This window comes from Pigmentiphaga aceris, assembly GCF_008119665.1.
Lineage (GTDB): Bacteria > Pseudomonadota > Gammaproteobacteria > Burkholderiales > Burkholderiaceae_B > Pigmentiphaga > Pigmentiphaga aceris.
This window is the reverse complement of the sequence record NZ_CP043046.1, coordinates 3,888,669-3,913,137: the sequence shown is the minus strand read 5'-3', so window position 1 is coordinate 3,913,137 and position 24,469 is coordinate 3,888,669. Positions and strand designations below refer to the sequence as shown.

The window sequence follows — 24,469 nt, the reverse complement described above, 5'->3', positions numbered from 1 at the left end:
TCCCCGGATGGCCTGTCTCAGAGCTTCAGCAACTGCTCGCGTTCGCCTGCGGAGTCGGCAAAACCACGACGCTGGTAGAAGTCGAAGATGGCATCGACCACCTTGGCCGGGTCATCGATGATTTGCAGCAGGTCCGGGTCGCCCGGCGAAATCAGCTTGCGCGCCAGGGTCTGTTCCTTGATCCAGGCGACCAGGCCCGACCAATACGCGCTGTCGACCAGAATAATGGGCATGCTGCGGCTTTTGCCCGTCTGCACCAGCGTCAAGGCCTCGAACAATTCGTCCAGGGTGCCGAAGCCGCCCGGCATCACCACGTAGGCAGAGGTGTATTTGACGAAGGCCACCTTGCGCGGGAAGAAGTGCCGGAATTGCACACTCACATCCAGGTAGGGGTTGTCGTGCTGCTCAAAGGGCAGTTCGATGTTCAGGCCCACGCTCAGGCTGGCACCGGCGAAAGCCCCTTTGTTGGCGGCTTCCATGATGCCGGGGCCACCGCCCGAGATCACCGAGAAGCCCGCGTCCGACAGGCGGCGCGCAATGTCCTCGGTAAGTGCATACAGCGGATCGTCGGTCTTGGTGCGGGCACTGCCGAAAATGCTGACGGCTGGCCGGATGTCTTTCAGGCGTTCTGCTGCCTCGACGAACTCTGACATAATCCCCAGCACATGCCACGACTCACGTGCCTTGACCGAGGTCGTGTGCTCCGCGCTCACCACGTCGCCGAAACCCGGGATCCGTTTGGTGTTGTTCGCTGTCTTCATCTGATTCCCGTATTCGCTGGCTCTACCGGCCTGACTAGATCCAATCCATGAATAAAACGCTGCTGCTGGTGGATGGCTCCAGCTATCTGTACCGTGCCTTCCACGCCATGCCCGACATGCGCAATGCGCAAGGCGAACCCACGGGCGCGCTCTATGGCGTCATCAACATGCTGCGTCGCCTACGTAGCGATCATAAGGCAGACTACATTGCCTGCGTCTTCGATGCCCGGGGCAAGACCTTCCGTGATGACCTGTATGTGGAGTACAAGGCCAATCGGGCGTCGATGCCGGAAGACCTCGGACGCCAGATCGAACCCATCTTCCAGGCCGTGCGGGCGCTGGGCTGGCCGGTGATTGCGGTCGAAGGCGTCGAGGCCGACGACGTGATCGGCACGCTGGCCGTGCAGGCGCGCGCGCTGGATGTGCACACCATTGTGTCGACCGGTGACAAGGACTTGGCGCAACTGGTGAATGACCACGTGACGCTGGTCAACACCATGAGCAGCGAAACGCTGGACCCGCCGCGCGTGCTGGAAAAGTTCGGTGTGCCGCCCGACCGCATCGTGGACTACCTGATGCTGACCGGCGATACCGTGGACAACGTGCCCGGCGTGGAAAAGGTCGGTCCCAAGACCGCCGCCAAGTGGATCACACAGTACGGATCTATCGAGGCACTGATCGCCCAGGCCGATGGCGTGAAGGGCGTGGCCGGTGAAAACCTGCGCAAGGCCATCTCCAACTTCCCGCTTACGCGTGAACTGCTGACGGTCAAGCTCGACTGCGATCTGAGTGCGCATGTGAAGGATCTGGAGGCCTTGCGTCCGGCCGAACCTGACAACGTCGCGCTGACCGGCTTGTACGAGCGTTACGGTTTCCGCACCTGGCTGCGCGACGTGACTGGCGACACCGAGCGTGTGCCGGAAGGCGATGCCCGCATGCCCGATGGCCCGCCGCCTGCCCCGGTCGAGACCAACTACCAGACCATTCAGGACTGGGCAGGCTTCGATCGCTGGCTGGAAAAGATCCGCGCAGCCGAACTGGTGGCGCTGGATACCGAAACCACGTCTCTGTCGGAAATGGAAGCGCGCATTGTCGGTATTTCGCTGGCGGTGGCACCGGGTGAGGCCTGCTACATTCCGCTGGCTCATCGCAGCATGGATTCCGGCGAGCAATTGCCGCTGGAGGAAGTGCTGGCGCGTCTGAAGCCCTGGTTGGAAGACGACAAGGCCCCCAAGCTGCTGCACAACGCCAAGTACGACACCCATGTGTTTGCGAACGCGGACATCAGCCTGCGTGGCGTGGCACACGACACCATGTTGCAGGCCTATGTGCTCGAATCGCATCGGGGTGTGGGTTTGCAGGACCTGGCCAAGCGCTGGCTGGGCCGGGAAGGGGTGACCTACGAGTCGATCTGCGGCAAGGGTGCCAAGCAGATTGGCTTTGACGAAGTGGCCATCGACATTGCTGCGCAGTATTCATCGGAAGACAGTGATTTCACCTTGCAAGTGCATCAGGTGCTGTATCCGAAGATCGAGGCCGATGCCAAGCTGAAGTGCATCTACGACATCGAGATGCCGGCGTCGCGCGTGCTGACCATCATCGAGCGCAATGGTGTGGCCATTGATGCCGCCGCCTTGGGCCGCCAGAGCCATGCGCTGGGCCAGAAGATGATCGAGATGGAAGCCAAGGCCTATGAGCTGGCAGGCCAGCCTTTCAACCTGAATTCGCCCAAGCAGCTTGGCGAGATCCTGTTCGGCAAGCTGGGCCTTCCGGTGGTGAAGAAGACCGCGAGCGGCGCACCGTCTACCGACGAAGATGTGCTGTCCAAGCTGGCGCAGGACTACCCCCTGCCGGCCACGCTGATGGAATATCGCGGCGTGTCCAAGCTCAAGTCCACCTACACCGACAAGCTGCCGAAGATGATCAACCCGGCAACCAACCGGGTACACACACGCTATTCGCAGGCGGCGGTGGTGACTGGTCGCCTGGCGTCCAGCGATCCGAATCTGCAGAACATTCCTGTGCGCACGGCTGAAGGCCGGCAGGTGCGGGAAGCTTTTGTGGCCCCGGCAGGCCGCCAGATCGTGTCGGCTGACTATTCGCAGATCGAGCTGCGCATCATGGCGCACCTGTCTGGCGACGAGAATCTGCTGTCGGCATTTGCGCGTGGTGACGACGTGCACCGTGCAACCGGCGGCGAAATCTTCTCGGTCAAACCTGAAGATGTGACCTCAGAACAACGCCGTTACGCCAAGGTGATCAACTTCGGTCTGATCTACGGCATGAGCGCATTTGGCCTGGCGGCCAACCTGAACATCGGACGCGACGCCGCCAAGCTGTATATCGACCGCTACTTTGAACGCTATCCCGGCGTCGCCCGCTACATGGAAAACACGCGTCAGCAGGCGCGTGAGCATGGCTATGTGGAAACGGTGTTCGGTCGTCGTCTGTGGCTGCCCGAGATCAACAGCCCGAACGGCCCGCGCCGTCAGGGCGCGGAACGTGCGGCCATCAATGCACCGATGCAGGGCACGGCAGCGGATCTGATCAAGCTGGCGATGGTGGCGGTGCAGGACTGGCTGTCAGCCGAGCAGTTGGGCAGCCGCATCGTGATGCAGGTGCACGATGAACTGGTGCTGGAAGTGCCGGATGAAGAACTGGAACTGATTCGTGGTCGCTTGCCGGCGTTGATGTGCGGCGTGGCGGCGCTGGATGTACCGCTGGTGGCCGAGGTGGGCAGCGGGTCGAACTGGGAACAGGCGCACTGAACGCGGTGCCCCGGACAGGGGCACAGCAAACACGCGCACTAAAGCAAACGCACTAAAACAAGCACACTAAAGCAAGCGCAATAAAACAGGCCGTACCACCGCAAGCGGGGTGGTCGGCCTGTTCAGGCAATCGGGTAGCGCGAGCTGCCCGATTTTTTTGCCTGCCTGGTTGCCTGCTTAACGCGCTTCCTTGGCCGCCAGCGCAGCTGCCAAGGCATCGGCGGCACGCTTCTTGTTAGCCAGGTCGGGCGAAACAACCTCGATCTTGTTCTCGATCATGTAGTTGTTCATCTCGCGCCATCCTTCGAAGATGGGTGCCTTGGGCACACGCGGATTGAGCATGTAACAGTCTTCGAGTGCTCGGCCAGCGTGGCGGCAGGCACCGCCTACCGCTTTGCCTTCGGCGCCAAGCCGTGCCTCGAGTTGAGTCGAGCTTTGCAGGCCGAGGTAGTCGCACGCAGCAAGGCTGGTCAGCCCGGCAATGGCGAAAACTCGGAGGAGCCCGCGCAAGACGGCTTTGCCGCGAAGCAGGGAGGCCCTGCCGTGCTGGCAAATCGAAGCGGGAAAGAGGATGATCCTGACGTTCATGTTCAAGATAACGGCGCTACGGCGCGCGACTGTAGGGTGATTTACCAATCATGTCACCGATTCCTTCCCACCAGCCCGCCGACGGGCGTCCTGGTGACCTTACTCCTGATGATGCGGTGGCGCTTGCGCGTTCCCGAATATTCGCTGGATGCCCTGCCGAAGCGGTGGCAATTGCCGCGCATGCGGCCTTTGTGCGGCACGTACCGCACGGAACCTTGTTGCTCCAGCCCGGAGAGAATAACGCGTATGTGTACGTGTTGGTTGAAGGCCAACTCGGGATTTTCCGGGACCCCGCTCAGAACCGTCTGCTGACCCGGCTTGCCCCTGGTGAGCTGGTGGGCGAACAGGCTGTGCACGACGACAGCGGATCGGCGTTCTACGTATTTGCCCAATGGCCGGCGCGGGTGTTGGCCATCCAGGCCAGTGTCATGCGCGGGCTCATGACACAGTTCCCCCAGGTTGCTCTCAACATGGTCGAACTGTTGTTGAAACGCCTGCACGACGTCAGTTTCGGCATGGCTGCCGATGACGGTGCCGAGTCGCTCGAATTCATGACGCATCGTGATGCGGTCAGTGGCCTGCACAATCGTCGCTGGATGACGGAAACCTTTACCGACGAACTGACACGCGCCAGTCGTGATGGTGTGCAAGTCTGCCTGCTGCTGATCGATATCGATTATTTCGCGCGGCTCAATCAGGCGCTTGGCAGGGCTGCCGGCGACACCTTGTTGAAAACCGTGGCTGATCTGATCCATGACGGTTTGCGGCCCACCGATATCTGCGCACGCCTGTCCGATGACAGTTTTGTGGCACTGATGCCGGGCGTCAGCATCCAGGTGGCAGGCTTGATCGCCGAACGTATCCGTGGCCAGATCGCAGGGCGACAGTTTGCGGTCCATGGGCAGATTTCCACGCAGTTGACGGTGTCGATCAGTGCGGTTGTTGCTGAAAACGGCCTGGATGCCAGCCTGGAAGCCGCCGGTGCCTTGCTGCAACAAGCCAAGGAACTGGGACGCAATCGCGTCGAACTCCAGAACGTCTGACCGGTCCATTCTTTTTATTCATCACTCGGAAAACTTCATGACGCAATCGAACGGCGATTTTGATAGCTTGCTGCCCCCGCTTACTCTGACGCGTCGCGGTTTCATCGCGACCTCGCTCGCCACCGGCTTTGCTGCCGCCGCGGGCTCGGTTTCCGCGCAGAACGTGATCACCACCGACACGCAAGGTCTGACCGCTGGCGAAATTCGTGTGCCCACGGCCGATGGCGAGATGCCTGCCTACCGTGCCGCACCGGCTGGCAAGACCAACTTGCCGGTGATTCTGGTGGTTCAGGAAATCTTCGGAGTACATGAGCACATCAAGGATATCTGCCGTCGTCTGGCCAAGGCCGGTTACCTGGCGATCGCCCCCGAGCTGTACGCGCGTCAGGGCGATGCCTCGAAGTACACGGAAATCTCGACGCTGATTTCCGAGCTGGTCAGCAAGGTGCCCGACGCCCAGGTGATGTCCGATCTGGATGCATCCGTGGCCTGGGCTGCCAAGAATGGCGGTGATGCCAAGCGTCTTGGGATCACCGGCTTCTGCTGGGGTGGTCGCATCACGTGGCTGTACGCGGCACACAATCCGTCGGTCAAGGCGGGTGTGGCGTGGTACGGCAAGCTGGTTGGCCCGAGCGCCACTTTGCAGCCCAAGCAGCCCATCGACGTGGTGTCGCAGATCAACGGCCCGGTGCTGGGCTTGTACGGCGGCAAGGACACCGGCATTCCGCTGGATTCCGTCGAGACCTTCAAGGCAGCACTGGCTAACGGTTCTGTCTCGGCCAAGGCATCGACTTTCCACATCTACCCGGAAGCCCCGCACGCCTTCAACGCCGACTACCGTCCCAGCTATCGCCAGGCGGAAGCGCAGGACGGCTGGCAGCGCACGCTGGCCTGGTTCGGCAAGCATCTGGGCTGATCTGGTCTTTGATGGCACCGCGCAATGTGCGTGGTGCCTGTTGATGTTGGCGGCAGTCATGCCGACGGCATGTGATTTTTACGGCAGTTGATCTTGTCTGATCTGCATGTCGAGGGGGGCGGCGCTGCTGCCCCTTCTCCCGTTTTTCCTTCCCTGTATTTGGTGCTGGACGCCTGTGTGCTGATGTCCAGCGTGCTGCGTCCGCTGTTGCTGGACCTGGCCGATGCGGGATGCTTCCAGCCCGTTTGGAGCGCGCGCATCGGCGATGAGTGGCGGCGCAATGCTGCCCGTATCTGGCAGATCCCCCCGGAAACCCTGCAAGCCCAATGGGACGCGATGAACGCGCGTTTTCCTGATGCGGATGCGGGCGAATTCAGTGCTTATGAGGTCGGGCTGAAGTATTCGGATCCCAAGGACGTGCATGTGATTGCGGCAGGACTTGCGCGCCGTGCCCGTGCGGCGGTGCGGCCGGCTGAAACCCGGGTGCTGACCTGGAACCTGAAGGACTTCGATCGCAGTGAATTGCGTCGGGCGGGCATGGAAGTGCGTGACCCGGACCGGCAGTTGTTCGAATGGTGGGAACGAGATGCCACGCTGGTTGGCAAGGCCTTGGCACGTGTGCCCGACTACACCCGCGAGCTGGGTCGGCCGGGTGAGGAATTGGCTGTGACCTTGAAGCGGGAACGCTTGTATCGGTTGGCAAAGCGGTGTTGATGTGGGGGTGCTGCGAGATCAATGCAGCACCGAATCAGACAGCACTGTATCAGACCGCACTGGACAGCATCCAATCAGGCCGCCCGGATTACGTTCTTTTATTACGTCCTGATCACGCTCTGGGCATTCGGCAACGGCGGCAAGGACGTCAGCCCCAGCGATTCGCGCAGGTTGTCTTCGATGTTCCAGCACATCGCATCCAAGGCCAGGTCGTTGGCCGCCAGGCCGAAGGGTTCTTCGATCTCGGCCCCCAGGGCTTCGAGCGCAAAAAACGTGTACGCAATGAAGGCAACGATCACGGGTGTCATGGTGCTGATCGAATCGATCAGGCCAAAGGGCAGCAACACGCAATACGCGTAGATCGTGCGATGCACGATGACCGAGTACGTGAACGGAATCGGCGTGCTGGCAATGCGTTCGCAGCCACCAAAGGCCGCGCCCAGTCTGCCCAGCGGGCGCTCCATTGCTTGTGCCAGCGCGGGCGCCAAGTGCCCACGCCGTCGTTGTTCGCCCATCCAGTCGCCCATCATCAACAACAGCACGGCAGACTTGTTGCGCGCTTGTGCCAGTCGGGTACAGGACTCGGCGGGCAGCAGTCTGGCCAGGTCCGCACTGGGGTCGGTACCCCGAAGCTGATGCCGCAGCGCATGGACAAAAGCCGTCAGCTGATTGATCAGCACGGGGGCGTCTTGGGGATTGTCCGTCAGGCTCAGGGCCTGGCGTGCCAGCGTGCGTGTTTCAACCAGTAGCGCGCCCCATAACTGGCGGGCCTCCCAGTACCGCGCGTAGCTGGTGTTGTTGCGAAAGCCCAGGAAAATCGCCAAGGTCAGGCCGATCAGCGAGAAGGGCACGAAGTTCAGTGGCACTTTCCACAGGAACACCTGGCCATGCAGATAGGTGACCAAGGTGGCAAAGGCGGTGGTCAGCAGCAGTTGCGGGGCAATGTCGCGCAGGATCGAGCCGCGCACGACAAAAATCAGGCGCAACCAATGAGGACGGGGACGGACGATCATGAGACACCCTGGCAGGCGATCTGCGATGACGGCATCGCAGACCGAAGGGCATCAATGATACGGGTAAACCCCTGATTGGGTGCACCTGGCGATCATCAGCCCTTTGCTACCGGGCGGGTGGAATCGGAGCACCACTCGCTCCACGAGCCGGGATACAGGCGCGAGCCGCTCAGCCCGGCCACTTCCATGGCCAGCAGGTTGTGGCAAGCGGTGATGCCAGAGCCGCACTGGTGAACCAGGTATTGCGGGCTGCGGCCTGCCAGCACGCCGGAGAAGACTTCACGCAGTTGTTCTGCGGACTTGAAGCGCTGGTCGGCGTTCAGGTTGTCGGTGTAGGGACGATTCAGCGCGCCGGGAATGTGGCCGGCGACCGGGTCCATGGGTTCCACTTCGCCGCGATAGCGCGGGGCGGCGCGTGCGTCCAGCACGGCAAATGCGGGCTGCGTCAGGTTGGCCAGCACCGCGTCGGCGTCCACGGTATCAACCAGCGGCGGACGAATCGACAGGCTGGTGGCACCCGGGCCGGGCAGTCGGCGCGAGGCGTCTACATCCAGCGCAACTTGGTCAACGGGGTGGCCGTCGGCCTGCCAGGCGGGGAAGCCGCCATCGAGCACTGCCACCTTGTCGTGGCCGATCCAGCGCAGCATCCACCACAGGCGGGCGGCGAACATGCCGCCGCTTGCGTCGTAGACCACGACTTGGGTGTCGTCACCGATACCGGCCTGGGCAATCAGCGCAGCGAAATCATCGCGGCTCGGCAGGGGGTGGCGGCCATTGGTGCCCGTGTGTACGCCGGCCAGCTGGGTTTCGGCGTCCAGGAACAGCGCGCCCGGAATCCGCGACTGGCGAAACGCGTCGCCGCCGGCGGCTTTGTTGGCGAGATCATGACGCACATCGACAATGCGCCAGCTTGGGTCATTCAGGTGCGCTGCCAGATCGGCAGGCGAGATCAGCGTGGTGAACATGCGGGTGATTCCTTGTAGACGTTGCCTGGTACGCCGCCCGGCCAAAGATCAAGGGGTCGATGCATTGCACTTCCATGCATCAAACTTCCCTGCATCAAACATCAAGCACCGACAGGCTTACGCCTTGCCTTTGTCGCGACGGGTACACCATGTCGAGATTAACCCGGCCAGCACGATCAATCCCATGCCGGCCCAGCCAAGCGCATCGGGTGCATCGTTCCAGAACAGATAACCCAGGCCTGCCGAGAACACGATGGTCGAATACTGCAGCGCGGCTGACAGCAAGGCCGACCCGCGCCCAAAAGCGCGCGTGACGGCGAACTGACCCAACATGCCGCTGCCCGCCATGCTGAGCAAAGCCAGCCAGCCGTCCATGCCGGGCGATACCCAGCCGGTGACTGGCAGCATGACCAGGCCCGACAGCGACGCCGACAACGCGAAATAGAACACCGTTCGCCATTCGGGTTCGCCTGCTTGTCCCAGCACCCGCAGCCCCAAATAGGCCACGGCCATCAGCGCGCCCCCGGCCAGCCCGATCATGGCGGGTACCCATTGATCTTCCGTCACGCTGGGTCGCAGCAGGATCAGCACACCGATGAAACCGATGAACAAGGCTGCGATGCGCAAGCTGTCGCGGGTGTTGCTGCGCCACATGACCCACGCGGCGATGAACAGCGGCGAGGTGTAGGAAAGCGAGGTTGCGGTGGCCAGCGACAGATGCGAGATGGCGTAGAACGACATCCACATGCTGGCAATGCCAGAGATATTGCGCACGGCGTGCAAGCGCCAGCTGGGTGGAATCAGGCTGCGTCCGCTGCGGCGCGCCCAGATCAGCAGCACGATCACGATGGGCAGGCCGCGCATCAACACGACTTCGGGGAGCGGCAGGCCGGCGGCGGCCAGTTTGACGGAAGCGCCCATGATGGCAAACATCACCGAGGCGAACAGCATCCAGAGCGCTTGCATGCGGGGGGGGAAGAAGAAGGGGAAAAGAAGAAAGAAGCAGCGTCATGGTGTGGCTGCATCGCAGGCCAACCCACCAGAAGCGTCGACGGGACAACGCGCGAGCCATCGATTGTACGCGCCGGGCGCGCACGCTTCGCGCGGTTTCGGTAGGATGCGGCGTGGCGCGCGCGAGGGCCGTGCGGACGTTCCGCATGCCCGATGCCCCGCGATGTTCCGATATCCGGCCTGCGCGACGACCCTTCCAGCGTCCTGACAGACCCTGGTCCCCTTCGACGGAGATTTTTTCATGTTCCCAGCTTCCGCCACGTTTCTCGGTTATCGCCGGGACAACGGCCGTGTCGGCATTCGCAACCACGTCCTCGTCCTGCCGGTCGATGCGGCCGCCAGTGTCGCGGCCCAGGCCGTCGGGCGCGCCGTTCACGGTGCCGTGGCCTTGTCGCATCAGGCCGGCCCCGGCCTGTATGGCGCGGACCTGGACCTGTTCCTGCGCACCCTGATCGGCCTGGGTGTGAACGCGAACGTGGCGGCAGTGGTGGTGGTGGGTGCCAACGCCGAGCAGACCAAGTGGCTGGTGGACCGCATTGCGGTCAGCGGCAAGCCGGTCGTGGGCTTTGCGATCCAGACCTTTGGTGACCGCAACACCGTGTTGCGCGCCAGCCGCGCCGCCGCCGAATTCGTGCAGTGGGCCAGCGAGCAGCAGCGCGAAGTGGTGCCGCTGTCCGAACTGGCGGTGTCGGTATCCATTGGTGATCCTGCACCGGGCAATGGCTCGGGTTATCAGCCGACCGCCTCGGTGGTGGGCGAGGTGATGGACGCCTTGTACGCACAAGGTGCAACGCTTGGCGTGGGCGAAACGGCCTCGCTGGACGGCTACGAAAGCGACGCCGCTTTCCGCTGCCGTGACGATGTGGTGCGTGCGCGTCTGCACGAAGTGCTGGATCGTTATCGCGATCTGCACCAGGGGCGTCGCTCGATTGCCGAAGTGCCCGCTGGCTGGCCCGAGGCCGTGGCGGTTGCCGGTATTGGTCGCATTGGCACCAGCACCTCTATCGACGGCATTCTGGACAAGGCGCAGGTGCCGCCGCACGCTGGTCTGTGGTTTGTCGACACGCCCTCGGCCCCGGCCGAAGCGCTGACCCTGTTCGCTGCAGCGGGTTATGTGCTGCACATCTTCCCGACCGACAGCGGCAATCCGGTTGGCAACCCGGTGCTGCCGGTGCTGAAAGTCAGTGCCAACACCGCTACGTTGCAAGACTTGGCCGAGCATCTGGACGAAGACATTTCTCCGTCTACCGATGGCGAATACGGCGGCGATACCTCGTCAGCGCGTCTGTCGGCCCTGGTGCTGCGCACGGTCAACGGGCGACTGGTGGCGGCGGAAGTGACCGGGCATCAGGAATTCGCGCTGACTCGGCTTTATGAAAGTGCCTGAAATCGGCTTGGCTTTTCGGAAGCGCCCAAAAAAAGCGCTTGCAGGTCAGACCGGTACCGCTTGAATCGTTATGGCGATGCCGCCATATGCGGAAAGAGTCGTCGTGAACCCACACCCCGTGTCTGCACAGCATCGTTCATGGTGCAGTGCACCGGGGCGCGGTAATATCGCGGCTTGAGTGTTCAGTTTTTTGTCAGGAACCTTGGTCGAGCAAGCTCGTCCAAGCTACTGTTTGGCGGCTTGCGCTTCGGTGCCTGCCGCCTTGATTTTGGTAATCGGAGATTCGTGCGCCATGAAACGCATCGTGTTGTTCTTGCTCACCAATATTGCTGTGATGGCAGTGTTGTCGGTCGTGTTGAGCGTGCTGGGGCTGAACCGCTACGTCAGCGCCCAGGGCCTGAACATGGGTCAATTGCTTGGCTTCTCGCTGGTGGTGGGTTTCACCGGTTCGTTCATTTCCTTGCTGATGAGCAAGCAGATGGCGAAGTGGAGCACTGGCGCGCGGGTCATCGACCCGGCACGCCCGGGTAACCAGACCGAAGCCTGGCTGGTCGAAACCGTTCACCAACTGGCTGACCGCGCCCAGATCGGTCGCCCTGAAGTGGCGATCTACGACGGCGAACCCAACGCTTTCGCCACGGGTGCGTTCAAGAATGCGTCGCTGGTAGCTGTGTCCACAGGTTTGCTGACCAGCATGACCGAAGAAGAAGTGGTTGCCGTGCTGGGCCACGAAGTTGCCCACATCGCTAATGGCGACATGGTCACGCTGACGCTGATCCAGGGCGTGGTGAATACCTTCGTGATCTTCCTGTCGCGTATCGTGGGCAACCTGGTTGACCGCGCGATCTTCCGCAAGGAAGGCGATGGCCCGGGCATCGGTTTCTACATCACGAGTTTCGTCTGTGAAATCCTGTTCGGTTTCCTGGCCTCGATGATCGTGGCCTGGTTCTCGCGTCAGCGTGAGTTCCGTGCCGATGCCGGCTCGGCCAAGCTGCTGGGTTCGCGTCAGCCGATGATCAATGCGCTGCAGCGTCTGAGCGGCACCCACCCGGGTGAACTGCCGCAGAACATGGCTGCGTCGGGTATTGCTGGTGGCAGCAAGATCGCCGCGCTGTTCTCGACCCACCCGCCGATGGAGCAACGCATCGCCGCGCTGCGCCAAGCACAGGGCTGATCGTCAGTCAGCAAGACAAGTCTTCGCGCTTGTGAAAAGGGGGTACCTTCGGGTGCCCCTTTTGCATGCAGAGAACTTAGCTGTCTGCACTGGAACTGGGGCAGGGCGTTTGCCGGTATCTGGTCGATCTCTGGGCCATACTTGGCCAATACCTGACCGGCGGCGCTGCTTAGCGAGCAGGGACGTTTTTCAACAGTCCTTCGACCATCGCCAGGAACGCAGCAACCGCTTGTTCAGACACCGCTTTCGGATCATCTGCGCTGGCAATCCACAAGGCCGCGTTCAGGGTCGCGCCGTTGATCAATCTGGCGGTGGCTTCAGCAGGAATCGGGCGGATGGTGCCCTCGTCCATCAGCCGTTGCAGGCTGGCGGTAGTGGTCTGCAGGCAGGCATTCTGCGTCGGCCACTGTGACGGATCGCCCAGCACGGCAGGACCATCCAGCAACATGATGCGGCGAATTTCAGGTTCGTGCGCCATGTTCATATAGGCCACACATTCGTTGATGAAGCCTTGCCAGACGGAATCGGCACCATTGGCGATGGCGGTCAGGCGATCGGACATTTCCTGGTCGATCTGGACGATGACCGCATGCAGCAGGCCTTTCTTGTCACCGAAGTGGTGATACAGCGCACCGCGCGTCAGTCCCGCATCAGCGGTGAAGTCGTCCATGGAAGCATCCGCATAGCCCTTGGTCGCAAAGGCCTGGCGGCCAGCGGCAATCAGCTTGCCACGGGTCTCTGAGATCATTTCCTTGCGTGTTTTTGGTGCCAAGCCAGTTCTCCACGGCGCGACATGCGTCGCCTGCCGCCATTGCATCGTTTGCATACGTCGCGTATGTGTATTGAGTTTTACATACGCGGCGTATATGATTACATACGCGGCGTATGTGAGTCCATGGCTTTTGACACCCGACAGCGCCGCCGCACCCATGCCTTCCAGAGCGACTTCTGATGTCCAATCCCTACGCTGAAATTTTCCGGGTTCCCGGCACCAAAGGTTTTTCCTCGGCCGGTTTCATTGCCCGGCTGCCCTTGCCGATGAGCACCATCGGCATCGTGGCCATGTTGTCGCAGACGCACGGCGAATACTGGCTGGCGGGGGCCGTGTCGGCCACCTTTGCGTTGGCGAACGCCTTCATCGCACCGCAGGTATCGCGCTGGGTGGACAGAAAAGGGCAAGCGGCCGTATTGGCACCCACGGTCAGCATCGCTTTTCTTGGGCTTATCGGGTTGGCGGCGGCTGCCTGGGCCGAATCGCCCAACTGGGTACTGTTTGTATTTGCGCTGATCGCGGGTGTCATGCCCAGCATCGGGTCGATGGTGCGTGCGCGTTGGACGGAAATCTACCGGGGCGAGCCTCAGTTGCATGCGGCGTTCGCGTTTGAATCGGTGCTGGACGAACTGGTCTACATGGCCGGGCCGGTGTTTGGCATTGGGCTGAGCGTGGCACTGTTCCCGGAGGCAGGGGTGTTGGCGGCGGCAAGCTTTCTTGCGGTGGGCAGCACGCTGTTCATGATCCAGAAATCCACCGAACCCAAGCTTGGCGCGCAAACGCTGAATCGCAGCGGTTCCGTCATGCGTTATCCCGCCATGTGGTTCGTGGTGTTTGTGTTTATCGGCATCGGCATGATCTTCGGCACGGTCGAAGTGGCGGTGATCGCGTTTGCCGAAGCGCTGGGCAACAAGGCGGCAGCTACCTACGTGCTGTCCTTGTACGCAGCCGGTTCATGTGCGGTCGGCCTGTTGTTCGGTGCCATGTCCTTCAAGCGATCCCTGGCCAGCCGTCTGCTGATTGCCAGTGTGGTGGCGTTGATCACAACCTTGCCCTTGCCCTTCGTCGGCAACCTGTGGGTCTTGACGCTGATGGTCTTCATTTCCGGGTCGATCGCATCGCCGACTTTCATCACCGGCATGAGCCTGATCGAGCGCATCGTGCCCAGCGCGCAACTGACCGAAGGCATTACCTATGCCATGACGGGTGTGTTGATCGGCTTTGCCGCCGGATCGTCGGTGTCGGGGTGGATGATCGATGCCTATGGCGCGTCCAACGGATTCTGGGGCGCTGTCTTCGGTGGGCTGGTGGCGGTAGCGGCCATGGTGGCGGGCTATCGTCGCTTGTTTGCCTTGACCCAGACGCCAGCGCCCACTGACGCGATGCTTCCCGCGGCAAGCTAGCCTGCCAGGCGTGTCGCACTGAACCCACCCCCAGAGATAAAGGCTGCCAGTTGTTACCGGCAGCCTTTATCATTTCGGCCGCGCCGCAAGGGCGGTGCCGATCAGCAGGCTGCTTTGCAGCAGGCCGATCGCGCAATTCAGATCAAAACCAAGGGATGGTGTGGTGGAAGCAGGGGCGGGTAGTAGTGGGCAAGGGGTTGCGCGCGGCGTAACGGACAAGGTCAGCAGTTACGGGTGGAAGGCGCTGGCCGGTTCTGCAATCGGTTATGCGATGGATGGGTTTGACCTGCTTATCCTGGGTTTCATGTTGCCGGCGATTTCCGCCGATCTGCAACTGACGCCAGGACAGGCCGGGTCGCTGGTCACCTGGACACTGGTGGGCGCGGTGGCAGGCGGCGTGATCTTCGGGTCGCTGAGCGACTACTACGGACGCATCCGGGTGCTGGCGTGGACCATCGTGTTGTTTGCGGTGTTCACCGGGCTGTGCGCATTTGCACAAGGCTATTGGGATCTGCTGATCTACCGGACCATCGCCGGCATTGGCCTGGGTGGTGAATTCGGTATCGGCATGGCGCTGGCCGCCGAAGCGTGGCCGGCCAAGCATCGGGCGCGGGTGTCGTCCTACGTGGCCTTGGGCTGGCAGGTGGGCGTGCTGGGTGCCGCATTGCTGACGCCTTTGCTGCTGCCCTACATCGGCTGGCGCGGCATGTTCCTGATCGGTGTCTTGCCCGCGTTTGCCGCCTGGGTGATCCGCAGCAAACTGCATGAACCGGAAGTGTTCGTGCGCAAAGTGCGCGTGAAGGGCGCGCGTGCCAAGACCTTCGGGCTGCTGGTGAAAGACGCCAAGACCACACGCATCAGCGTGGGCATTGCCATCTTGTGTGCCGTTCAGAACTTCGGGTACTACGGCATCATGATCTGGATGCCAAGCTTCCTGGCCAACAAGCTGGGCTTCAACCTGACCAAGTCGGCCATGTGGACCTCCGTCACCATCCTGGGGATGATGATCGGCATCTTCATCTTCGGCCAGTTGGCCGATCGCATCGGCCGCAAGCCCAGTTTCCTGCTGTTCCAGGCAGGGGCCATCGCGATGGTGCTGACATATTCCCAGCTCAACGACCCGGTGACCATGCTGTGGGCAGGCGCGCTGCTGGGCATGTTCGTCAATGGCATGCTGGGTGGTTACGGCGCGCTGATGTCGGAAGCCTATCCCACCGAAGCACGCGCCACTGCGCAGAACGTACTGTTCAACATCGGCCGGGGTATTGGTGGGTTTGGCCCGGTGGTGGTCGGTGCCTTGGCAGCCGCTTATTCCTTCCAGATCGCGATTGCGTTGCTGGCGGCGATTTACCTGCTGGACATGATCGCCACGGTGTTCCTGATTCCCGAGTTGAAGGGCAAGGAACTGGAATAAGTCATAAAGATATGGGTGGTGGCTGGGGCACGTAGCCAGCCGCCACCAAATACCAAAGATCAAAAGGGGGAAAGCGAACAAGCCGCTTTCCCCCTTTTGCATCACACCTTGAAGCGCGACACCAGCGTGTCCAGGCGTTGCGCCATGGCACTGACTTCGTCAGCGGAACGCGCGGTTTCACCCATGGCGGCCGTGGTCTGTTCGACCATCTGCGCAATGCTCTCCACCTGCTGTGCAATCGAGGTACTGGCCGACGACTGTTCGCGGGTGGCGTGGGCCACTTCGCGTACTCGTTCCAAGGACGTGTCGGCGCTGGAACCGATTTCACCCAGTGCACGTGCCACCTGTTCGGTCGCTGCTGCGCCTTCGGCCATCATCGGCACAATGTGCGCCATGGTGGCGGTCGATTCCTTGGTCTCACGCTGCACGGCGCTGACCGTTTCCTCGATTTCAATCGTGGCTGATGCAGTGCGCTCGGCCAGCTTGCGCACTTCGTCGGCCACCACGCTGAAGCCGCGACCATGCTCGCCAGCGCGCGCTGCTTCAATGGCGGCGTTCAGCGCCAGCAGATTGGTCTGAGCCGCAATTTCCTTGATGGACGCTGCAATCGCACTGATCTGTTCAGCACGCGACGCCAGTCCGCCGATTTTTTCGGATGCCTGACCTACAGCCGTGGCAATACGTTTCATGCCTGCTGTTGATGTCTCGACTTCGTGCTGGCTGGAACGGCATTTCTCCGTCACGTTCTCGGAGTTGCGCTGGGTTTCCAGTGCCGCATCCGAAATGTGGCCAACGGATACCGTCAGTTGTTCGACGGCGGCCGCGACAGAAGACGTCGCTTCGCTTTGCGCGGCTGTGGCCGACGACACCTGCGCAACGGAGTCCGCAATCCGGTGAGCATCACGTTTCATGGCCGACGCTTCTTCGCGAACCTGGCTGAGTACGTCGCGGGTGGCTGCGGACGTGGCCCCGAATCCGGCCAGAATGCTGCCGGCGGGTGCCTTCGGGAAGGTCTGTGTCAGATCGCCGTCGGCGGCACGCGCCATCACCGCAATCACTTCGCGCGGATCCCCACCGATCTGGCGCGTGACGCTGCGCACGATCAGCAAGCCGGCAACCAGCAGGATGGCAATCAGCGCGGCGCTGATGCCAAGTGCACTCTTGGCGCGGTTCATGATGGCTTCATCGATGTCATCGATATAGACACCCGTGCCGATCAGCCAGTCCCAGGGGGCGAACTTGATGTAGACGTTGATCTTCGGGTAGGGCACCTGGCCACCCGGTTTCGGGAATTCCAGCATCTCATAATGGATGCCGTTCGCCGGCGACAAGGAGAACTGGCGGGCGATGAACACGCGCAGGGTTTCCTTGCCGATCATGAACGTATCGGGATTGGCGTCCAGCAGCTTGGGGTTGGCCCCATGTGCTTTGAAGCCCGAGCCGTTGCCAAGTGCAAAGGCATAACCTTCCCGGCCATCAGCGCCGCCATAACGCAGATCGGTAATGGCCTGAACGGCTTGTTGCTTGGCTTGTTCCTCGGTGATCTTGCCTGCCTTGGCCGCCTCGTGATACTTCGACACCAGGCTCGTCAAGCCTTGCATCATCGACAGAATTTCGGTGCGCTTGTCGTTGATCAGCAGCGTGCGTTGGGTATACAGCGCCACCGCTTGCAGGCCGATCATCAGTGTGATGGCCAACGCCACCAACACCAACAGCTTCGCGCGAAGGGAGAATTGATAGCGTCGCGGTTTGACACCAGACATCGAGCCGCGTGCGGATGGGGTGCCTGAGCTAACCCCAGATTGAATGACTGCGCTCATGATGCCTCATCGAGTGGTAGTCGCCTCATCACATGTCGGTTCATCCGTGATGAGGCGGTCGTAGATAATCGTTCTATCCGTGACAACGACACTCTCTGTAGGAATCTGTAGCAACGTTTCCCCTAATACCGTTCGCTATTTGCGAGCGTCTTACACCTTGAAGCGCGCTACCAGCTCATCCAGGCGACCGGCCATGGCGCTGACTTCATCGGCAGACCGGGCGGTTTCACCCATGGCGGCGGTGGTCTGTTCGACCATCTGCGCAATGCTCTCCACCTGCTGCGCAATCGAGGTGCTGGCCGACGACTGTTCGCGGGTGGCGTGAGCCACTTCGCGTACCCGTTCCAGAGATACGTCTGCACTGGTGCCGATCTCGTTCAAGGCGCGCGCCACCTGTTCGGTTGCTGACGCGCCTTCGGACATCATCGGCAGAATGTGCGCCATCGTGGCTGTCGATTCGCGGGTTTCGCGTTGCACGGCACCCACCGTTTCTTCGATTTCCACCGTGGCTGACGCCGTGCGTTCCGCAAGCTTGCGCACCTCGTCAGCCACCACGCTGAACCCACGGCCATGTTCACCTGCACGCGCTGCTTCGATCGCGGCGTTCAGTGCCAGCAGATTGGTCTGCGAGGCGATTTCCTTGATCGATGCGGCAATCGCGCTGATCTGTTCAGCCCGCGAGGCGAGGCCACCGATCTTGTCCGAGGCTTGTCCCACGGCAGTGGCAATGCGTTTCATACCAGCCGTGGACGTCTCGACTTCATGTTGGCTGGCGCGACATTTCTCGGTCACGTTTTCGGAATTACGCTGGGTTTCCAGCGCGGCTTCCGAGATGTGGCCGACCGACACCGTCAGCTGTTCAACCGCGGCCGCTACTGATGACGTCGCTTCGCTTTGTGCGCTGGCTGCCGTGGACACCTGCGCCACCGATTCTGCAATCCGATTGGCGTCGCGTTTCATGGCCGACGCTTCTTCGCGAACCTGGCTGAGCACGCTGCGGGTGGCTGCCGAGGTGGCACCGAAGCCAGCCAGAATGCTGCCGGCCGGCGCGTTGGGGAAGGTCTGCGTCAAGTCGCCCGCCGCTGCGCGTTCCAGCGCGCTGATTACATTGCGCGGGTCATCGCCGATCTGGCGCGTGACGTTGCGCACGATCAACCAGCCAATACCCAGCAGCAAACCGATCAGCACCACGCCAATGCCCAGGGTGAGCATGGCGCGTTCTTGTACGTTTTTTTCGATGTCGTCGATGTACATGCCTGTGCCGATCAGCCATTCCCACGGCGCATATTCCACGTAGACATTGATTTTCGGCACCGGAACCTGTCCACCCGGGCGCGGGAAATTCAGTTCCTGAAAGTGCACGCCGCCGTTCTTGCGAGCCAGCGCAAAGTTGCGCATGGTGAAGTCATACAGCGATTCCGCGCCGATCTTGGAGGCTTTCGGGTCCAGTTCCCCCGCTTTCGGATTGACGCCGTGCGACTGGTAGCGGGCATCTTTGCCGAAGATGAAGGTGTAGCCCTCCTTGCCATCTGCGCCGCCGTAACGCAGGTTCGCAACGGCCTCGGCGGCCAGTCGCTGTGCTTCTGCCTCCGACATCTTTCCGCTGCGCGCCGCCTCATGATATTTGGAGATCAGGTTTAGCGATGCCTGTGCGATCGACAGGATTTCGGTGCGCTTGTTGTCGAGCAGGATATCGCGCTGCGTATACAGCGCCCAGACCTGCAAGGCGACCAACACCGCAACCGCAAAGACCACCAGCGACAGCAGCTTGGCGCGCAGTGAATAGCCGTTGCGGGCAGCGGAACGAGCGGGACTACGAAGCTTGACGCCAGAACCGGCGTCGCTGGCGAAGATGGGGGCGGAACTCATGCGGGATGGGCCTTTATCAGTAGCATCCTGGCTACGCTAAAGGCGTTTTCAGGCGTGCGTCAGCAATTAGTGTGCCTGCTATTACGGTCGTACCAGACGAAACTGTAGCCATCTGTGTACAAATTTTTACGTGATTTTTCTTGTGTTGTGACAGTTGGATGACAGTGGTGAATTCGCAGGCCGCTGTCATCCATCCTGCCCTGCGATGCCTACACCTTGAAGCTCGCCACCAGCGCATCCAGACGATCGGCCATGGCGCTCACTTCCTCTGCAGAGCGGGCCGTTTCACCCATCGCCGCCGTGGTCTGCTCAACCATCTGGGCAATGCTCTCTACCTGCTGAGCAATCGAGGTGCTGGCAGATGACTGCTCGCGCGTGGCATTTGCCACTTCACGCACGCGTTCCAGCGATACATCGGCGCTGGTGCCGATCTCGCCCAGCGCACGGGCCACGTGTTCAGTCGCGGTCTTGCCTTCGGACACCATGGGCAGGATGTGCGCCATGGTGCTGGTCGACGCCATGGTGTCGCGTTGCACGGCACCCACCGTCTGCTCGATCTCGATCGTGGCGGACGCCGTGCGTTCAGCCAGCTTGCGGACTTCATCGGCCACCACGCTGAAACCGCGCCCATGTTCACCCGCGCGTGCAGCTTCGATCGCGGCATTGAGCGCCAGCAGATTGGTTTGCGCAGCGATTTCCTTGATCGACGCGGCAATCGCGCTGATCTGTTCGGCGCGCGCAGCCAGGCCGCTGATCTTGTCCGAGGCCTCGCCGACCGCCGTGGCAATGCGTCCCATCCCAGTGGTGGACGTCTCGACTTCCTGTTGGCCGGCGCGGCACTTCTCGGTCACGTTTTCCGAGTTGCGCTGGGTTTCCAGTGCAGCCTCCGAGATATGGCCGACCGATACCGTCAGTTGTTCAACGGCAGCGGCAACCGAGGACGTTGCCTCGCTTTGTGCGGCAGCGGCGGTGGATACCTGGCGAACTGAATCGGCAATTCGCTGCGCGTCGCGTTTCATGGCGGCGGCTTCATCGCGCACGCGGGTCAGCACGGCACGGGTGGCAGCCGAAGTCGCACCGAAGCTTGCCAGAATGCTGCCTGGCGGCGCATTCGGGAAGGTCTGCGTCAAGTCGCCGTTGGCGGCACGGGTCATCACTGCAATGACGGCGCGCGGGTCGTCGCCAACCTGGCGGGTAATGCTGCGAACCACTGCCCAGCCGGCCGCCAGCAGCAACACGATCAAAACAAGGGTGAACACCACGCCTTTTTTCATGCTGCTTTCCACCGCAGCATCGATGTCGTCCATGTACGCGCCCGTGCCGATCATCCAGCCCCACGGCGCGTATTCCAGATAGACGCCCAGCTTGGGTTCAGGCACTTGTGCGCCCGGACGGGGAATCGGCACGACTTCGAAGTGCACGCCATTGCTCTGGCGCGACAGGTCGAAGTGGCGTTTGGTGAATGCCCGCAAGGTTTCCTTGCCGACCATGAACGTATCGGGGTTGATGCCTGACAGCAGCTTCGGATTGGCACCGTGCGCGCGGTAGACCGCATTGCTGTCCAGCACGAAGGCGTAGTTGGCGCGACCGTCGGCACCGCTGTAACGCAAGCCATTGATGGCCTGGGTGGCAAGTTCCTGTGCCTGTGCTTCAGTGATCTTGCCGGCGCGCGCAGACTCGTGGAACTGGCCGATCACGCTGTGGGCCGCCTGGGCAATCGACAGCACTTCCGTGCGCTTGTCCTGCAACAACAGCTTGCGCTCGGAGGTCAGGCTCCAGACTTCAAGGCCGATCAGCAACAACAACGCTGTACAGACCAGCAACAGCAGCTTTCCCCGCAGGGACAACTGCATGCGACGACCGGACCCTGAAGCGCGTGCGTCGGAAACGTAAGAAAGGGGAGGTGTCCCCGAAGGAGTGACGGCGCTCATGAAGTCCCTAGAGATAGCAATTGTCCGGGGGGGCAACGCCCGCCTGCGGACATAAATGGATACAGTCTCCATCTGCTATCGGCCAGGAGCTTCATAACTGAAGCGTTTCTTTCGGGAAAAGAGAAATACGTGAAAGGTGGAGTATGTCGGCCGCGCGGGCGGGCCGACATACAGACCGGAAAAGCGCTTAACCGCGTGCTTCCGGTTCGTCCATTTGCCTGCGATACCACTCGTGGAAGTGCTGCATGCCATCTTCCATTGGCGACTGGTACGGGCCAGTTTCATTCACGCCGCGCTGCATCAGCAGGCGGCGACCGGCATCCATGCGTTCACCGATCTCATCGTCCTCTACCGCAGTCTCCATATAGGCCGCCTGCTGCGCCTCAACGAATTCGCGCTCGAAATGCACGATTTCCTCGGGGTAATAAAACTCGACGATATTCACGGTTTCCTGCGGACTCTTCGGATACAGCGTCGACAGTACCAGCGTGTGCGGATACAACTCAATCATGTGAGTGGGGTAATACGTCACCCACACCGCACCGAACTCCGGCGGCTTGCCGCGACGGAATTCAAGCACCTTGTCGTGCCACTTCTGATAGATCCGTGAACCCGGGTCGGCCAGCGCGTCGCTCACGCCCACTTTCTGCAGACTGAACCAGTCGCCGAATTCCCACTCCAGGTCGTCGCAGGTAACGAAGTTACCCAGGCCGGGGTGGAAGGGGCCGACGTGATAGTCCTCAAGGTAGACCTCGATGAACGTCTTCCAGTTGTAATTGCAGGTGTGTACCTTCACGCTGTCCAGCACGTAGTCCGAAAAATCGAACTCCGGCCGGTCGGGCAAGCCCTTCAAGTCGGCCGCCACATTGCGCGGCCCTTCGAACAGCGAACCATGCCAGTTCTGCAGCGGGAACTTCTGCAGGTTGCTGCACGGTGTTTCGGCAAAATGCGGCGCGCCGATCAGTTCGCCCTGACCGTTGTAGGTCCAGCGATGCAGCGGGCAGACAATATTGCCGCCTGGTCCAAGATTGCCGGACGAGCGGATTTCGCCCGATGCGTCCGGACGCACGTCGCCCAGCATGACCGCCTGTCGGTGGCGGCATACGTTGGACAAGAGTTCAATGCCTTGTTGGTTTCGGACGAGCACGCGTCCGCCGTCTTCCTGGCGCAAGCTTCGGTAATCACCGACCTCGGGAAGCATCTTTTCGTGCCCGACATAACGTGGGGACCGGGCAAAGATGGATTGCATCTCGCGCGCAAAACGCGCTTCATCGAAATAGGCACTGACGGGGAGCTGCGCTCGGCTCTCCGTCACGTGTGCCACGCGACCGATATCGGCCATGACTTCCCTCCGCGGAAATGGATGGGCCCCCAGCTGTCGAAGTACCGCCTTTTACGCGACTTAAGGCGAGCCGGAACGGGCGTCCGGCCTGGACTGTCGATGAAAAGCGGGGGCGCAGAGAAAATGATCTGTCCGATCAAAGAGTTATTGTACCTGCGCCTGAACGGGGTGTCCCGCATGAACGTTGAGCTTTGCCAGCGCGGACAAGCGGAAGCTTTTGTGCCCGATCGTGTCGCAAGTGGGGCGTCCTGAAGCATTTCCCTTACAATCAGCGGTTACCGTCAGGCTTGGCCGCCCCCTGTTTTTCCGGAGACTCTTTTGACCGAACCCCTGTTGACCGAACTGCCCGAATCGCCGCGGCTGCCCGAGCAGCCCAAGCGCACGCGTGGCAGTAAAGCCGCGGGAGCCGAGGCTCCGCTTGCTTTCGAAGCGGCATTGGCCGAACTGGAGTCGCTGGTCGGCACCATGGAAGATGGCAGTCTGCCCTTGGAAACTTCGCTGGCCGCGTACCGCCGTGGCGTCGCGCTGGTGCGTATCTGCCAGGAACGTCTGGCCGATGTGGAAGGTCAAGTCAAGGTGCTGGAAGCCGACCTGCTGCGCCCGCTGGGCGCGGACGAAGCATGATCCGGGTGGCGCACGCAGCATGAACGGTACGATGAACGATCTCGATCTGTGGATGAAGGCCTGTGCGGCGCGCGCGGAACGCGCGCTTGACGATTACCTGCCCGATGCCGACGTGGCCCCCGAACGCCTGCACGAAGCCATGCGTTATGCGGTGCTGGGCGGCGGCAAACGGGTGCGTCCCTTGCTGGTCTACGCGGCGGGCGAAGCCTGCCAGAATGGGGCTGATCACAGCGCGGCGCTGGATGCCGCCGCCGTGGCTGTGGAATTGATCCACGTCTATTCCCTGGTGCACGACGACATGCCCTGCATGGACGACGACGTGCTGCGCCGTGGCCGGCCGACCGTGCATGTGCAGTACGACGAAGCCTGCGCCTTGCTGGTCGGTGACGCCTTGCAGGCCCAGGCATTCGATGTGCTGGCACGTTTGCCAGTCGCCCCGGCATTGACCGTGCAGGCCTTGCAGGTGTTGACGGTGGCTGCCGGCAGTGCGGGCATGGCGGGTGGGCAGGCCATCGACCTGGCAAGTGTGGGTCGGCAGCTGACGCGTGAAGAACTCGAAGGCATGCACCGGCTGAAAACCGGCGCATTGCTGCGTGCCAGTGCTGCCCTGGGTGGCATCGTCGTGGGTGCTGCGCCGGAACAGCGCCGCGCCATCGACACCTATGCACAGGCCGTGGGTCTGGCGTTCCAGGTGGTCGATGACATCCTGGATGTGACCGGCGATGCCGCGCAACTGGGCAAGACCGCCGGCAAGGATGCGGCGGCCGACAAACCTACCTATGTGTCCTTGCTGGGACTCGATGCCGCCCGTGCGCTGGCGGAATCGCTGCGTGAACAGGCGCATGCTGCGCTGGCACCCTTGGGCTCGCGCGCCGAGCGCCTGGCCGCCCTGGCCGACTTTATCGTGCTGCGCGACCGCTGAGGCGGTCGACGGTGCACCGACACGAATCAAAA

20 protein-coding genes are annotated in these 24,469 nt (G+C 61.7%); 10 read left to right on the top strand and 10 right to left on the bottom strand.

Annotated features, from left to right (window positions below; translation table 11 throughout):
• Positions 1-17: 17 nt before the first annotated feature.
• Positions 18-761: an LOG family protein gene (locus FXN63_RS16975; RefSeq protein WP_148816394.1), complete on the bottom strand. Its 744-nt coding sequence runs from the start codon at positions 759-761 to the stop codon at positions 18-20.
• Positions 762-808: 47 nt separating this feature from the next.
• On the opposite strand from FXN63_RS16975, the gene polA reads away from it, so the two are divergent.
• On the top strand, positions 809-3,529 hold the full coding sequence (gene polA, locus FXN63_RS16970; protein WP_148816393.1) for a DNA polymerase I: 2,721 nt from the start codon (positions 809-811) through the stop codon (positions 3,527-3,529).
• Positions 3,530-3,706: 177 nt separating this feature from the next.
• Here the strand turns inward: polA and FXN63_RS16965 are convergent, their stop codons facing one another.
• Complete coding sequence (locus FXN63_RS16965) at positions 3,707-4,039, bottom strand: hypothetical protein (protein ID WP_148816392.1); 333 nt, start codon at positions 4,037-4,039, stop codon at positions 3,707-3,709.
• A gap of 128 nt (positions 4,040-4,167) precedes the next feature.
• Here FXN63_RS16965 and FXN63_RS16960 point away from each other — a divergent pair, with 128 nt between their 5' ends.
• From FXN63_RS16960 to FXN63_RS16950, 3 genes are all read left to right on the top strand, one after another.
• Positions 4,168-5,160, top strand: a complete 993-nt coding sequence (locus FXN63_RS16960; protein ID WP_148816391.1) for a GGDEF domain-containing protein — start codon at positions 4,168-4,170, stop codon at positions 5,158-5,160.
• A 37-nt stretch (positions 5,161-5,197) separates the two neighbouring features.
• Entirely contained in the window at positions 5,198-6,076 is an 879-nt protein-coding gene (locus FXN63_RS16955; protein WP_148816390.1) for a dienelactone hydrolase family protein, read from the top strand.
• Between the two features lie 183 nt (positions 6,077-6,259).
• Entirely contained in the window at positions 6,260-6,790 is a 531-nt protein-coding gene (locus tag FXN63_RS16950) for a PIN domain-containing protein (RefSeq protein ID WP_148819459.1), read from the top strand.
• A gap of 101 nt (positions 6,791-6,891) precedes the next feature.
• Here FXN63_RS16950 and FXN63_RS16945 read toward each other — a convergent pair whose 3' ends face one another.
• The 3 genes from FXN63_RS16945 to FXN63_RS16935 form a co-directional block, all read right to left on the bottom strand.
• On the bottom strand, positions 6,892-7,803 hold the full coding sequence (locus FXN63_RS16945) for a bestrophin family protein (RefSeq protein WP_148816389.1): 912 nt from the start codon (positions 7,801-7,803) through the stop codon (positions 6,892-6,894).
• Positions 7,804-7,898: 95 nt separating this feature from the next.
• Positions 7,899-8,768, bottom strand: coding sequence for a sulfurtransferase (locus FXN63_RS16940; protein WP_148816388.1), 870 nt, complete (start codon positions 8,766-8,768; stop codon positions 7,899-7,901).
• Between the two features lie 117 nt (positions 8,769-8,885).
• Complete coding sequence (locus tag FXN63_RS16935; RefSeq protein ID WP_148816387.1) at positions 8,886-9,734, bottom strand: DMT family transporter; 849 nt, start codon at positions 9,732-9,734, stop codon at positions 8,886-8,888.
• 286 nt (positions 9,735-10,020) lie between these two features.
• On the opposite strand from FXN63_RS16935, the gene FXN63_RS16930 reads away from it, so the two are divergent.
• Positions 10,021-11,166 (top strand): UxaA family hydrolase, encoded by a 1,146-nt coding sequence (locus FXN63_RS16930; RefSeq protein ID WP_148816386.1) that lies wholly within the window; start codon positions 10,021-10,023, stop codon positions 11,164-11,166.
• A 292-nt stretch (positions 11,167-11,458) separates the two neighbouring features.
• A complete protein-coding gene (gene htpX, locus FXN63_RS16925; RefSeq protein WP_148816385.1) occupies positions 11,459-12,340 on the top strand; it encodes a protease HtpX in 882 nt (293 codons plus the stop codon).
• Between the two features lie 169 nt (positions 12,341-12,509).
• Here the strand turns inward: htpX and FXN63_RS16920 are convergent, their stop codons facing one another.
• Entirely contained in the window at positions 12,510-13,112 is a 603-nt protein-coding gene (locus FXN63_RS16920) for a TetR/AcrR family transcriptional regulator (RefSeq protein ID WP_246164859.1), read from the bottom strand.
• A gap of 179 nt (positions 13,113-13,291) precedes the next feature.
• Between FXN63_RS16920 and FXN63_RS16915 the strand changes: the two genes are divergently transcribed.
• Positions 13,292-14,515 carry an MFS transporter gene (locus FXN63_RS16915; RefSeq protein WP_148816384.1) on the top strand — a complete coding sequence of 408 codons (1,224 nt, stop codon included), beginning with the start codon at positions 13,292-13,294 and terminating at the stop codon, positions 14,513-14,515.
• A 244-nt stretch (positions 14,516-14,759) separates the two neighbouring features.
• Positions 14,760-15,929 (top strand): MFS transporter, encoded by a 1,170-nt coding sequence (locus FXN63_RS16910; protein ID WP_425468739.1) that lies wholly within the window; start codon positions 14,760-14,762, stop codon positions 15,927-15,929.
• A 101-nt stretch (positions 15,930-16,030) separates the two neighbouring features.
• On the opposite strand, the gene FXN63_RS16905 is transcribed toward FXN63_RS16910, so the two are convergent.
• The 4 genes from FXN63_RS16905 to FXN63_RS16890 form a co-directional block, all read right to left on the bottom strand.
• Positions 16,031-17,692, bottom strand: coding sequence for a methyl-accepting chemotaxis protein (locus FXN63_RS16905; RefSeq protein WP_187394928.1), 1,662 nt, complete (start codon positions 17,690-17,692; stop codon positions 16,031-16,033).
• A gap of 207 nt (positions 17,693-17,899) precedes the next feature.
• On the bottom strand, positions 17,900-19,618 hold the full coding sequence (locus FXN63_RS16900; protein ID WP_148816382.1) for a methyl-accepting chemotaxis protein: 1,719 nt from the start codon (positions 19,616-19,618) through the stop codon (positions 17,900-17,902).
• Between the two features lie 209 nt (positions 19,619-19,827).
• On the bottom strand, positions 19,828-21,471 hold the full coding sequence (locus FXN63_RS16895) for a methyl-accepting chemotaxis protein (protein ID WP_187394927.1): 1,644 nt from the start codon (positions 21,469-21,471) through the stop codon (positions 19,828-19,830).
• Between the two features lie 265 nt (positions 21,472-21,736).
• On the bottom strand, positions 21,737-22,891 hold the full coding sequence (locus FXN63_RS16890; RefSeq protein ID WP_148816380.1) for an aromatic ring-hydroxylating oxygenase subunit alpha: 1,155 nt from the start codon (positions 22,889-22,891) through the stop codon (positions 21,737-21,739).
• A 360-nt stretch (positions 22,892-23,251) separates the two neighbouring features.
• Here FXN63_RS16890 and FXN63_RS16885 point away from each other — a divergent pair, with 360 nt between their 5' ends.
• Positions 23,252-23,515 carry an exodeoxyribonuclease VII small subunit gene (locus FXN63_RS16885; protein ID WP_148819453.1) on the top strand — a complete coding sequence of 88 codons (264 nt, stop codon included), beginning with the start codon at positions 23,252-23,254 and terminating at the stop codon, positions 23,513-23,515.
• Between the two features lie 31 nt (positions 23,516-23,546).
• On the top strand, positions 23,547-24,437 hold the full coding sequence (locus FXN63_RS16880; RefSeq protein WP_148816379.1) for a polyprenyl synthetase family protein: 891 nt from the start codon (positions 23,547-23,549) through the stop codon (positions 24,435-24,437).
• The last annotated feature ends 32 nt before the right edge of the window (positions 24,438-24,469 follow it).